Source organism: uncultured Aquincola sp., from assembly GCF_964001545.1.
GTDB lineage: Bacteria > Pseudomonadota > Gammaproteobacteria > Burkholderiales > Burkholderiaceae_C > Aquincola.
The window spans coordinates 1-11764 of sequence record NZ_CAXFDV010000553.1; the positions used below are offsets into that span (position 1 = coordinate 1).

The 11764-nt window shown below is 69.8% G+C and carries 12 protein-coding genes; 9 read left to right on the forward strand and 3 right to left on the reverse strand.

The window, feature by feature from the left end:
* Positions 1-536: 536 nt before the first annotated feature.
* A complete protein-coding gene (locus ABNT58_RS18995) occupies positions 537-1850 on the reverse strand; it encodes an ATP-binding protein (protein ID WP_348755003.1) in 1314 nt (437 codons plus the stop codon).
* Complete coding sequence (locus ABNT58_RS19000) at positions 1847-2548, reverse strand: response regulator transcription factor (RefSeq protein WP_348755004.1); 702 nt, start codon at positions 2546-2548, stop codon at positions 1847-1849. The genes ABNT58_RS18995 and ABNT58_RS19000 overlap by 4 nt, the downstream gene beginning before the upstream one ends.
* Before the next feature lie 58 nt (positions 2549-2606).
* Here ABNT58_RS19000 and ABNT58_RS19005 point away from each other — a divergent pair, with 58 nt between their 5' ends.
* The 8 genes from ABNT58_RS19005 (at position 2607) to ABNT58_RS19040 (ending at position 9494) form a co-directional block, all read left to right on the forward strand.
* The gene (locus ABNT58_RS19005; protein ID WP_348755005.1) at positions 2607-3272 is read left to right on the forward strand and encodes a DsbA family oxidoreductase; all 666 of its coding nucleotides are present in this window, start codon (positions 2607-2609) and stop codon (positions 3270-3272) included.
* 181 nt (positions 3273-3453) lie between these two features.
* A complete protein-coding gene (locus tag ABNT58_RS19010) occupies positions 3454-3801 on the forward strand; it encodes a hypothetical protein (RefSeq protein ID WP_348755006.1) in 348 nt (115 codons plus the stop codon).
* 200 nt (positions 3802-4001) lie between these two features.
* A complete protein-coding gene (locus ABNT58_RS19015) occupies positions 4002-4460 on the forward strand; it encodes a hypothetical protein (RefSeq protein WP_348755007.1) in 459 nt (152 codons plus the stop codon).
* Positions 4461-4624: 164 nt separating this feature from the next.
* Positions 4625-5548 (forward strand): hypothetical protein, encoded by a 924-nt coding sequence (locus tag ABNT58_RS19020; RefSeq protein WP_348755008.1) that lies wholly within the window; start codon positions 4625-4627, stop codon positions 5546-5548.
* 147 nt (positions 5549-5695) lie between these two features.
* Positions 5696-6376, forward strand: a complete 681-nt coding sequence (locus ABNT58_RS19025) for a L,D-transpeptidase (protein ID WP_348755009.1) — start codon at positions 5696-5698, stop codon at positions 6374-6376.
* A 100-nt stretch (positions 6377-6476) separates the two neighbouring features.
* Positions 6477-7271 carry an endonuclease/exonuclease/phosphatase family protein gene (locus ABNT58_RS19030; RefSeq protein WP_348755010.1) on the forward strand — a complete coding sequence of 265 codons (795 nt, stop codon included), beginning with the start codon at positions 6477-6479 and terminating at the stop codon, positions 7269-7271.
* The gene (gene clsB, locus ABNT58_RS19035) at positions 7268-8455 is read left to right on the forward strand and encodes a cardiolipin synthase ClsB (protein ID WP_348755011.1); all 1188 of its coding nucleotides are present in this window, start codon (positions 7268-7270) and stop codon (positions 8453-8455) included. Before ABNT58_RS19030 ends, clsB begins: the two co-directional genes overlap by 4 nt.
* Before the next feature lie 13 nt (positions 8456-8468).
* Positions 8469-9494 carry a lysylphosphatidylglycerol synthase domain-containing protein gene (locus tag ABNT58_RS19040; RefSeq protein ID WP_348755012.1) on the forward strand — a complete coding sequence of 342 codons (1026 nt, stop codon included), beginning with the start codon at positions 8469-8471 and terminating at the stop codon, positions 9492-9494.
* Here ABNT58_RS19040 and ABNT58_RS19045 read toward each other — a convergent pair.
* Positions 9409-10242, reverse strand: a complete 834-nt coding sequence (locus ABNT58_RS19045; protein ID WP_348755013.1) for an alpha/beta hydrolase — start codon at positions 10240-10242, stop codon at positions 9409-9411. The two genes, ABNT58_RS19040 and ABNT58_RS19045, sit on opposite strands and share 86 nt — an antisense overlap.
* A gap of 167 nt (positions 10243-10409) precedes the next feature.
* Between ABNT58_RS19045 and argG the strand changes: the two genes are divergently transcribed.
* Positions 10410-11759 carry an argininosuccinate synthase gene (argG, locus tag ABNT58_RS19050; RefSeq protein WP_348755014.1) on the forward strand — a complete coding sequence of 450 codons (1350 nt, stop codon included), beginning with the start codon at positions 10410-10412 and terminating at the stop codon, positions 11757-11759.
* Positions 11760-11764: the final 5 nt, after the last annotated feature.

Consider the following 11764-nt stretch of genomic DNA (forward strand, 5'->3'; position numbering starts at 1 on the left):
GCGCCGGCACTGGCGCCCGCCAGCACGCCTGCGGCGGCGAGGGCACCGACGAGGGGTTTGATTCGGGTCATGGCTTGCTCTCCTTGCTCGGGGCTTTGCGGGGGATTCCGCTTGCTGGCCATGATGCAGAGCGGCGGTGAGCCGGAGATTAGGCGGGGGTGAAGCGAAGATTAAGACTGGCTGGTTTGGGCGGGGCCGTATGTGCTTGATCGCGGCGAGCGGGCGGGGTACTGAGCTCCGGGACTGTCCCCCGGCTTCGGCTGCGCCGAAGCCTCCTCCTTTATGTCCCTGCGCCCAGCACCCCACCCTCTCGCTGGGGCTCGCTGTCGCGTCGGACGAAACACCCCTCGCACTAGCCACTCAGCCCCAGCGATGCGCTGTTCAACGGCACATCCACCACGGGCAGTGGCCAGTGCCGGGGCCGGCGGGGGTGCTTGCCGCAGGGACATAAAGGAGGAGGCTTCGGCGTAGCCGAAGCCGGGGGACAGTCCCGGAGGTAAGTACCCCGCTGGCCCAGCGCGCCAGCACATCAAGCCTCAAGCATCAGCGCCCAACGGAAACACGCACACCACCCGCAACCCACCCAACGGCGAAGTCTCCAAAGACAACCGGGCTCCGTGCCGGTCGGCCACGCCTTTCACGATGGCAAGGCCCAACCCGCTGCCGCCTGCCGCTTCCATGCCCTGGTGCGCCGGCTCCCGCCGCCAGAAGCGGTCGAAAGCCTGGGCGCGGTCGGGCTCGGGGATGCCCGGGCCGCTGTCGTCCACCGTCAGCACCGCGACATCGCCTTGGCGTTGCACGCTCACCTGCACCGTGGCACCGGGCGGGCTGTGGCGCAGGGCGTTGTCGGCCAGGTTGCGGGCCAGCGCGGTCAGGCCGGCGTTGTCGCCCTGCACCACCAGGCCCGGGGCCGCATCCAGCGCCAGCGTGCTGCCGCGCGCCAGGGCCAGCGTGGCGCTGTCGGCCAGGGCCTGCTGCACCAGCGCGCCCAGGTCCAACGGCTTGAGGGTGGGTTGGCGGCTGCCGGGTTCGTTGCGGGCCAGGGTCAGCAGCTGTTCCACCAGACGCGTGGCACGGTCCACGCCGGCGGCCAGCGCGGCGGTGGCTTCGGCGCGGGCGGCCTCGTCGCGCACGCGGCCCAGCAGCTGCACCTGCAGCTTGAGTGCGGTGAGCGGCGAGCGCAGCTCATGCGCGGCATCGGCCACGAAGGCGCGCTGGGTGTCGAAGGCGGCGCCCAGCCGCTGCAGCAGTGCATTGAGGCTGCCCACCAGCGGCGCCACCTCGTCGGGCAGGCCACCGTCGGGCAAGGGCGCCAGCGATTCGGCGTCGCGCAGCTTCACTTCGCGCGACAGGCGCTGCAAAGGCGCCAGTGATCGTTGCACCAGCCAGCCCACCGCCAGCGCCAGCACCGGTGCCATCAGCAGCAGCGGCAGCACCGCACGCCAGGCGGCGTCGGCGGCCACGCGCTCGCGGATCTGCCGCGGCTGCGCCACCTGGATCACGCGGCTGAAGGTGGCCACGCTGTAGGTGCGCCAGGTCTGGTTGCCCACCTGCACGTCGGCCAGGCCCAGGATGGCGCGGGTGGGCAGCGCCGGGTGCGGGCGCGAGGCATAGATGGCCCGGCCATCCACCGACCAGATCTGCACCACGAAGTCGAGGTCGGCATCGGCACTGCCCGGCGCAATCTCGCCCTGGTCGCGCAGCGACAGCGCCATCTGCTTGAGCTGATAGTCGAACAGCGCCTCGGTCTCGTGCAGTGCATTGCGGTAGGTGGCGCCGGCCAGCACCAGCACCGCCAGCAGCAGCGCCCCCAGCAGCGAGGCCAGCAGCCGCGCGCGGATCGACCTCATGCGTCGGCCTCGGGCGCGGCGGCGTCGCCACGCTGGCCGAGGTAGTAGCCCAACCCGCGCATGGTGCGGATGACGTCGGCGCCCAGCTTGCGTCGCAGCTGGTGGATGTAGACCGAGACGGTGTTGCTCTCCACCTCTTCGCCCCAGCCGTAGAGCTTGTCCTCGAGCTGCTGGCGCGACAGGATGGCGCCCGGCCGGGCCATCAGCGCTTCCAGCAGGGCAAACTCGCGCGCCGACAGCAGCACCGGCGCGCCGTCGCGCGCCACCTGCCGTGTGGCCGGGTCCAGCGTGATGCCGGCGTGTTGCAGCACCGGCGCCGCGCGGCCGGCATGGCGGCGCAGCACGGCGCGCATGCGGGCGGCCAGTTCGTCCAGCTCGAAGGGCTTGACCAGGTAGTCGTCGGCCCCGGCATCCAGCCCCGCCACGCGGTCTTCCAGCGCATCGCGAGCGGTGAGCACGATCACCGGCGTCAGGTCGCCGCGGGCGCGCATCTGGCGCAGCACGTCAAGCCCGCTGCCCAGGCGTCCAGGCTCGGGCAGGCCCAGGTCCAGCAGCACCAGCGCAAAGGCCTCGCTGCCCAGGGTGTTGAGGGCGGCACGAGCGTCGTACACCCAGTCCACCGCGTGCCCTTCCAGCCGCAGCGCCTGGCGCAGCGTGCTGCCGATCATTCGGTCGTCTTCCACCAACAGGAGTCGCATGGCGCGCAAGGATAGTGGTCTTGCGCAACGGTGATGCAATACGCCCATTGCCGACTCAATGCCCTGCCCCATGAAGATCGATTTCGTTTCCGACGTGGCCTGCCCCTGGTGCGCCATCGGCCTCACCTCGCTCGAATCGGCGCTGGCCGAGCTCGAAGGCGAGATTGCGGTGGACCTGCACTTCCAGCCGTTCGAGCTCAACCCCGACATGGCGCCCGAAGGCGAAGACATCGACCAGCACCTGAGCCGCAAGTACCGCACCAGCGCCGAGCAGAACGCGGCCAACCGCGAGACCATCCGCCAGCGCGGCGAGCAGGTGGGCTTCACCTTCACCATCGGGGCGCGCACCCGCATCTACAACACCTTCGATGCGCACCGGCTGCTGCACTGGGCCGGCCTGCAGCCCGACACCACGCTGCAGCTGGCGCTGAAAAAGGCGCTGCTGGTGGCCTACTTCACCGAGGGCCGCGACCCTTCGGACCATGAGGTGCTGGTGGACGTGGTGGGCCAGGTGGGCCTGGACCCCGAAGCCGCGCGCGAGGTGCTGGCCAGCGGCGACTACGCCGAGGAGGTGCGCGAGGCCGAGGCCTACTGGCAGTCCCAGGGCATCCGCGCGGTGCCTTCTGTGGTGGTGAACCACCGCCACCTGCTGCAGGGCGGGCAGCCGCCGGAGGTGTACCTGCAGGCATTGCGCCAGATCGCCGCGGAGAGCGGGGCGGATTGAATGGGGCCCCCAAGCTCGCTGACGCTCGCGTCCCCCCGAGGGGGAGCTCGGTTCCTTGGGGCGGCCCGGCGGAACCGAGGGCACTCGCTCACGCTCGCGGCCTTGAACTGACGCTCCCTGCCCGCAGTTGAAGTGCATGGCCAGCCCTGCCGGCCACCCTTCAACACCGCAAGGACACCTCATGGCCGCCTCTTCTAGCTCCTCTCCCGCCCGCTCGGCCGAGCTGCGGGCCCGCCTCGAAACCATCATCGCGCTGGCCCGGCTGCTGGAGCGGCTGGAGAACCAGCCGGGCGCCGCGTCGCCCGCGCAATACCAGCAGCTGGTGGCGCGGCTGAAGTCGCTGCTGCAGGAAGACGGGCTGCCTCAGGAGGCGCTCAATGCGGTGCTGGCCGCCCACCCGGCCACCGCCGAGCTGTACGAGAACCTGCACTACGAGCACTCGGGCCTGTGCCGTTCGCCGCTGGAACAGGCCGTGGCGGCCGAGACGCAAGTGGCCGCCATGCTGTCGCGGCTGGCCAAGCGCCACTGAACCCCGGGGCACACAGCCCTCCGGATACACCGTATCCAGGCGTAATCAGCGTTCCTCGGCGCCCCCTGCGGCGCCGTGCTCATGTCCTACATGCACCGGGGCCTGCGGCCGACTCACCCGCCTCGGCAGGACTCCTAGAGTGGATTCCAGGCCAGACAAGCCGGCCTTGAAGACCACTCATCACCACTAGGAGTACGGACATGAGCACCAAGCAGTCGATCACCGCGATCATCGCCGCCGCCGCACTGGCAGGCTCCTTCGGTCTGGCCGTGGCCCAAGGGTCGGCCACCTCCACCACCGGCACCACCAACAGCCAGCTGAGCAGCGGCAGCCAGAACGGCACCGCCCCCAACAACAGCATGTCCAGCGGCTCCACGACCAGCGGCAGCACCAGCGGCTCCACCGCCGCCCCCAGCGCCCGCACCGACGCCGGCACGATGAACAGCAACACCAACCCGCGCGGCACCGGCACGCAGGAGAACAACAGCAACCAGGTGACCAACGGCGGCACCGGCGCCACCGGGTCCACCACGGGCAACATGAACAGCGGCAGCACCTCGTCGGGCTCGATGTCGGGCAGCAGCATGGACAACTCGTCCAACAGCAACATGGGCACGATGAACAACGGCCAGCGCCCGGCCCGTGCCGACCGCAACTGAGCGGGCGACTGAGCGGACCGAACGCGCGCCCTGAGCGCGCGCTCCCGGCGCACCGGGCCCTTGCGGCCCGACGCGCCGGACCGAGAGGAGCCCGGCCTTGCGCCGCGGCTCCTTTTGTCCATGCAGCGGGCAGGAGTGCCCGCCAGCTTGAACAGGACGCTGCCATGGCCCTGCACCACCGCCCCCTGGCGCCCGAACCGCGCCTGAGCCCCGCCGATACCGCCGCCGGCCGACTGCGACCCGCACCCGCGCTCTCGCAGCCTGAGGACCGGCCGCGCTGCGAGGTGGTGGAAGGCGTGCAGCGGGGCCTGCTGGTGGCCGCCGCGGTGCTGGTGCTCACGCTGCCGCCGGTGGGCCGTGCGCTGGACATCCTGCCGGCCAGCAACGCCGCTGTGGTGCCCACGCTGGCCCTGGTCGCGCCGCCTGCCACGCTGACGCCCGGCCTGCCGGTGCCACCCGCGCCGCCGGTGCCACCGCCGGCGCGCCTGGCCGACTTCGGCGACCAGCAACCCTCGCCCGACGCCCGCTACGTGGCCAACTGGTCGGTGGACGCGGGCGACCACGGCGACCGGCCGTTCGTCATCGTCGACAAGACCGATGCGCGCGTCTACGTGTTCGATGCGCAGGGCCGTCTGTCCGGCAGCACGCCGGTGCTGCTGGGCGCCGCCAAGGGCGACGACTCGGTGCCCGGCATCGGCGAGCGGCCGATTCCGCTGGTCAAGCCCGAAGAACGCACCACGCCCGCCGGCCGCTTCATCGGCGAACGGGGCAGCAATGCCACCGGTGAAGACGTGGTGTGGGTGGACTACGACGCCGCGGTGTCCATGCACCGGGTGCGCCCGCTGGTGGCTGCCGAGCGCCGGCTGCAACGCCTGGCCAGCCCCACGCCCACGGACAACCGCATCTCCTACGGTTGCATCAACGTGCCCGTGGCCTTTTTCGAGGCGCAGATCGAGCCGTTGTTCCGCCAGGGCAAGGCTGTGATCTACGTGCTGCCCGAGACCCGCCCGGTGCACACGGTGTTCCATTCGTACGATGTGCAGGCACGGCAGGCGGCCGCGACGGCGCGCATCGCCACTCCGGGTTGACCCGGAGGCCAGGCCGTACCGGTCATTCCTACCGCAAAAATTCCGGGCCAAGTGCCGTCTTTTCCCTTAGTTGCGTCCGACTTCCGCTGGATACCATGCGGCGCGGTGCCGATAGGCACTGTTCGCACAGTCCCCGTGGAAAGCCAGATGTCCTTGGTGCACCGCCGCTCGGTTACGTTTGCCCTCGCCGCCCTGTTCGCCGCTGCCGGCAGCCCCGCCGCGCTGGCGCATGCCAATGCCAGCGGCCCCGCGGCCGACGGAAGCACCCCCCGCACCGCCACCGACCAAGCCTGGCAGCACATCGTGCAGGCTGCCGACCACCGTGGCCTGCCCTTCGCCATCGTCGACAAGCAGCAGGCGCTGCTGACCGTGTTCGACGGTCGCGGCCACCCCATCGCCCGCACGCCGGTGCTGCTGGGTCTGGCGCCCGGCGACGACATCACCCCCGGCGTGGGCCAACGGGCGCAGACCGGCAACGTGGCGCCGCAGGAGCGCACCACGCCCGCCGGCCGCTTCGAGGCCGAGCCCGGCCGCAACGTGCAGGGCGAAGACATCGTCTGGCTGGACTACGACGCCGCCTTTGCCATCCACCGGCTGCGCCCGGGTCCTTCGAAGCAGGCGCGCGAGCAGCGCCTGGCCTCGCCCCGGCTCGCCGACCGGCGGGTGTCGCTGGGCTGCGTGGTGGTGCCCGTGCCCTTTTATGAAAACGTGATCGCTCCGGTGCTGGGCCGCGGCCGCAGCGTGGTGTACGTGCTGCCCGAAACCCGGCCGCTGCAGACCTTGTTTGCCCGCGCGGACACGCTGCCGCTGCGCACCGCGGCGCGCTGATTCAGCGCTTTGCCACGCGCGCGCGGCGCGCTTTCCTACAGCCTGCGGACGGGCACCTCGGTACAACTGGCGGGATGGTTACCACCCCTGCCACGCACCGATGAGCGCCCTGGCCGAAGCTCCCGCCGACCCGGCAACGGGCACCGCCACCCCCGCGGTGACCACCCGTGTGCTGACGGTCAACACCCACAAGGGTTTCACCTTCTTCAACCGCAAGTTCATCCTGCATGAGCTGCGCGAAGCAGTGCGCCATGTGTCGGCCGACGTGGTGTTTCTGCAGGAAGTGCTGGGCACGCACACCCGCCACTCCACCCGCTGGGCGGGCTGGCCGGAAGCGCCGCACTACGAATTCCTGGCCGACGAGATCTGGCCCGAGTTCGCCTATGGCCGCAACGCGGTGTACCCGCACGGCCACCACGGCAATGCGGTGCTGTCGAAGTACCCGATCGCGCACTACGAGAACCTGGACGTGTCCATCGCCGGCCCCGAAAAGCGCGGCCTGCTGCACTGCGTGCTCAAGCTGCCCGACGGCCGCGACCTGCATGCCATCTGCGTGCACCTGGGGCTGCAGGAACGCCACCGCGTCAAGCAGCTGCAGCTGCTGTGCCAGATGATGCACAAGCGCATTCCTGAAGATGCACCCGTGGTGGTGGCCGGCGACTTCAACGACTGGCGGGTGCGCGCCCACGGCATCCTGGCGCGGGCCGGCCTGCGCGAGGTGTATGCCCATGCCACCGGCGCTTCGGCCCGCAGCTTTCCGGCCGCGTTCCCGATGCTGCAGCTGGACCGCATCTACGTGCGCAATGCCCGCGTGCATGCGCCGGTGATCCTGCCCAAGAAGCCTTGGGACAAGCTGTCTGACCATGCGCCCCTGGCGGCGGAGATCGCGGTATGAGCAACCGTTGGGTGGCGGGCAACCGCTTCGAGCTGCTTGAAAACGGCGAAGCGTTCTACCCCCGCGTGTTCGAGTGCATCGCCGCCGCGCAACATGAGGTGTACGTCGAGACCTTCATCCTGTTCGACGACAAGGTGGGCCGCGGCCTGCACGAGGCGCTGCTGAAGGCCGCTGCCAACGGCGCGCAGGTGCACCTGTTGATCGACGGCTTCGGCTCGCCCGACCTGACGCCCGCCTTCACCGACCCGCTGCGCGAAGCCGGCGTGGTGCTGCACGTGTTCGACCCTGCCCCGCCCATCCTGGGCTGGCGCCGCAACATGCTGCGGCGCATGCACCGCAAGATCGTGGTGATCGACGGCAAGCAGGCTTTCGTGGGTGGCATCAATTATTCGGCCGACCACCTGGCCGACTACGGCCCCGAGGCCAAGCAGGACTATGCGGTGGAAGTGCACGGCCCCATCGTCGGCCACATCCACGCCTTCACCAAGGCTGCGGCGCGCGTGGTGCAGCCCAGCCGACGCTGGTTGCGCCGCGCCAAGCCCGAGGCCGAAAAGGCGCTGGATGCCGCGGGCCAGGCGCAGGCCATGTTCATCACCCGCGACAACCGCGACCACACCACCGACATCGAGCGGCACTACCGCGCGGCCATCCGGTCGGCCCGCAAGCGTGTGGTCATCGCCAATGCCTACTTCTTTCCGGGCTACCGCTTCATCCGCGAGCTGCGCAAGGCGGCGCGCCGCGGCGTGGAAGTGGTGCTGATCCTGCAGGGCGAGCCCGACATGCCCATTGCCAAGGCCGCGGCCGAGACGCTGTACGCCAACCTGTTGAAGGCCGGCGTGCGCATCTTCGAATACTGCGAGCGGCCCTTGCACGGCAAGGTGGCGCTGGTGGACGACGAATGGTCGACCGTGGGCTCGAGCAACCTCGACCCGCTGAGCCTGTCGCTGAACCTGGAGGCCAACGTCGTCATCCGCGACCGCGACTTCAACGCCACCTTGAGCGGCCGGCTGCAGCACCTGATGGACAACGCCTGCAAGGAAGTGGACGCGACGCAGATCGACCCGCCCAGCCTGTGGTCGACGATCCGCAGCTACATCGTCTTCCACTTCATCCGCAAGTTTCCGCGCTGGGCGCCGCGGCTGCCGCAACTCACGCGGCCGACGGTGGCGCCGCTGCGCCTGTAGCCGGGCCCGCCCGATGGACAACCCCAAGGGCCGGGGCCTGACCGCCCGCGCCTGGTGGCCCTGGGCGCGGCGCATCGTCACGCTCTTGTTCTTCAGCCTGGTGGTGTGGCTGTTGGTCAAGCAGGCCCGCAACATCGACTGGGCGCAGGTGTGGACGGCTGCGGGCAACCACCCGCTGCCGGCGCTGCTGCTCGCCGCCGGCCTGGGCATCGCGAGCCACGGGCTGTACAGCAGCTTCGACCTGCTGGGTCGGCACTACACCGGCCACCGCCTGCCCGCCTGGCAGGTGATGCTCACCACCTTCATCAGCTACGCCTTCAACCTGAACCTGGGGTCGCTGGTGGGTGGCGTGGCCTTCCGCTTCCGGCTGTATTCGCGGCTGGGGCTGGACAACGCCCGCATCGGCCGCATCCTTGGCATCAGCATGCTCACCAACTGGCTGGGCTACCTGGTGCTGGCGGGGGCGGTGTTCGCCTCCGGCCTGTTGGAAGTGCCGGCCGAATGGCGCATCGCCGGACCGCCGCTGCAATGGCTGGGCGGCGCGCTGCTGCTGGTGGCGGCGGGCTATGTGGTGGCCTGCTTCGCCTCCAAGCGCCGGCTGCTGGTGGTGCGCGGGCATGAGCTGCCGCTGCCCACCGGGCGCATGGCGCTGCTGCAGCTGGCCATGTCGTGCACCAACTGGATGTTGATGGGCGCGATGGTGTGGACGCTGCTGGACCAGCGCATCGGCTATGCCACGGTGCTGGGCGTGCTGCTCATTGCCGCCATCGCCGGCGTCATCACCCATGTGCCGGCCGGCCTGGGCGTGCTGGAGGCGGTGTTCGTCGCTCTGCTGTCGGACCGCATACCGGCCGGGGAGCTGCTGGCTTCGCTGCTGATCTACCGCGCGATGTACTACCTGGTGCCGCTGGCGCTGGCCACGCTGCTGCACCTGACCATCGAGGCGCGCATGCTCAAGGCGAAGCGGCGGCAGCCGCGGCCCCCTCGGCCGCCCCGGCCGGCACCGGCGAGGCCAGCCAGTCGAGCACCGCTGCATTGAATTCGGCCGGCCGGCCCACCATCACCCAGTGGCCGGTGGGCAGCCCCACCACGCGGTTGCCCGGCTTGGCGGCCAGCTTCTGTGCCCAGGCCTTGCTGTGGAACATGAAGGGCTTGCGCTCGCCGTAGAAGAACAGCATGGGGCACGTGGGCGCAAAGGCCTTGGGCCGGCCAAAGCCGCCGGCTTCCTTGAACCACTGCACCGCATAGGGGTAGCCCATCTGCGCGCCGATGCGCTCTTGCGGCGCGGGCGCGCGGAAGAACCTGGCGGTGCGGCGGGCGATGGCATCGCCCACGCTGCCACGCAGCTTCCAGGCGCTGGCCAGCGTGAGCTGGTAGGCCACCGCGCCCAACTTGCCCTTGGCGCCCATCTCGGCCAGGTTGGCGCGCGAGCCGGCATCGCCGATGTCCACGCCGATCAGCCGCTGCACCCGCTGCGGATGGCGCGCCAGGTACTGGTAGCCGTAGAAGCAGCCCCAGTCGTGCACCAGCAAAATCACCGGCTTGCCGGGGCTCACCCGGTCGACCACCGCGGCGATGGCGGCGATGACCTCGTCCAGGCTGTAGGCGCGGGCGATGGGGCGGCTGATGTCGAAGCCCGGCAGCGTGAAGCGCACGCAGCGGTACCGGCCCTTGAAGGCGGCCACCTGCGGGTCCCACAGGTGGTGCGTGTCGGGCCAGCCGTGCAGCATCACGATGGTGTCGGCGCCGCTGCCTTCTTCGATGATCTCGACCTGGGGTGCGTTCATGGCGGGATGGTAGATCGTGGGCCTGGCCGCCCAGTAGAACGGATGCCCGCGGTACCGCATGTCACCGCGGCGACGGCCGCCGAAGCAGCCCAGCGGGAGGTGCGAGCGCCGCACCGCCTAGACTTGAGGGTTTTCCGAATTCCCAGCTCCACCCTCGAAAGACCATCGTGGCCGCGACCATCCTGCAAAACCTTCCCGCCGGCGAGCGCGTCGGCATCGCCTTCTCGGGCGGCCTGGACACCAGTGCCGCCGTGCACTGGATGCGCGCCAAGGGCGCCATTCCCTGCGCGTACACGGCCAACCTGGGCCAGCCCGACGAGAGCGACTACGAAGAGATTCCGCGCAAGGCCAAGGCCTATGGCGCGGACATCGCCCGCCTGATCGACTGCCGCCCGCAGCTGGTGGCCGAAGGCATCGCCGCCATCCAGTGCGGTGCCTTCCACATCTCCACCGGCGGCGCCACCTACTTCAACACCACGCCGCTGGGCCGGGCCGTGACAGGCACTGCGCTGGTGGTGGCCATGCGTGAAGACGGCGTCAACATCTGGGGCGACGGCAGCACCTACAAGGGCAACGACATCGAGCGCTTCTACCGCTACGGCCTGCTGGCCAACCCGGCGCTGCGCATCTACAAGCCCTGGCTGGACCAGACCTTCATCGACGAGCTGGGCGGCCGCAAGGAGATGAGCGAATACCTCATCGCCAACGGCTTCGACTACAAGATGAGCGTCGAGAAGGCCTACAGCACCGACAGCAACATGCTGGGCGCCACGCACGAGGCCAAGGACCTGGAGTTCCTGAACGCCGGCATGAACATCGTCAAGCCCATCATGGGCGTGGCCTTCTGGCGAGAAGACGTGGCCGTGAAGGCCGAGACGGTGAGCGTGCGCTTCGAAGAAGGCGTGCCGGTGGCGCTGAACGGCATGACCTTCCCGAACGCGGTGGCGCTGTTCGAAGAGGCCAACCGCATCGGCGGCCGCCACGGCCTGGGCATGTGCGACCAGATCGAGAACCGCATCATCGAAGCCAAGAGCCGCGGCATCTACGAAGCCCCGGGCATGGCGCTGCTGCACATCGCCTATGAGCGGCTGGTGACCGGCATCCACAACGAAGACACCATCGAGCAGTACCGCGTGAACGGCCGCAAGCTGGGCCGCCTGCTGTACCAGGGCCGCTGGTTCGACCCGCAATGCATGATGCTGCGCGAATCGGCCCAGCGCTGGGTGGCGCGCGCCATCACCGGCGAAGTGACGCTGGAACTGCGCCGCGGCAACGACTACTCGATCATGGACACCGTGAGCGAGAACCTGACCTACCAGCCCGAGCGGCTGAGCATGGAAAAGGTGGAAGGCGCCTTCACCCCCGCCGACCGCATCGGCCAGCTGACGATGCGCAACCTGGACATCCAGGACACCCGCCAGAAGCTGGGCATCTACACCCGCGTGGGCCTGCTGGGTGCGGGCTCGGAAGGCAGCATTCCGTTGCTGACTTCGGGTGGGGATGAGCCGCAGGCGTAAGCGCC

Excerpts from the sequence above, each read along its gene's own strand:
- ABNT58_RS19005 (WP_348755005.1), top strand. The coding sequence starts at position 2,607 with ATGCCCTGCCCCATGAAGATCGATTTCGTTTCCGACGTGGCCTGCCCC.
- ABNT58_RS19025 (WP_348755009.1), top strand. The coding sequence starts at position 5,696 with ATGTCCTTGGTGCACCGCCGCTCGGTTACGTTTGCCCTCGCCGCCCTG.
- ABNT58_RS19010 (WP_348755006.1), top strand. The coding sequence starts at position 3,454 with ATGGCCGCCTCTTCTAGCTCCTCTCCCGCCCGCTCGGCCGAGCTGCGG.
- ABNT58_RS18995 (WP_348755003.1), bottom strand. The coding sequence starts at position 1,850 with ATGAGGTCGATCCGCGCGCGGCTGCTGGCCTCGCTGCTGGGGGCGCTG.
- ABNT58_RS19015 (WP_348755007.1), top strand. The coding sequence starts at position 4,002 with ATGAGCACCAAGCAGTCGATCACCGCGATCATCGCCGCCGCCGCACTG.
- ABNT58_RS19030 (WP_348755010.1), top strand. The coding sequence starts at position 6,477 with ATGAGCGCCCTGGCCGAAGCTCCCGCCGACCCGGCAACGGGCACCGCC.
- clsB (WP_348755011.1), top strand. The coding sequence starts at position 7,268 with ATGAGCAACCGTTGGGTGGCGGGCAACCGCTTCGAGCTGCTTGAAAAC.
- ABNT58_RS19020 (WP_348755008.1), top strand. The coding sequence starts at position 4,625 with ATGGCCCTGCACCACCGCCCCCTGGCGCCCGAACCGCGCCTGAGCCCC.
- ABNT58_RS19040 (WP_348755012.1), top strand. The coding sequence starts at position 8,469 with ATGGACAACCCCAAGGGCCGGGGCCTGACCGCCCGCGCCTGGTGGCCC.
- ABNT58_RS19000 (WP_348755004.1), bottom strand. The coding sequence starts at position 2,548 with ATGCGACTCCTGTTGGTGGAAGACGACCGAATGATCGGCAGCACGCTG.
- ABNT58_RS19045 (WP_348755013.1), bottom strand. The coding sequence starts at position 10,242 with ATGAACGCACCCCAGGTCGAGATCATCGAAGAAGGCAGCGGCGCCGAC.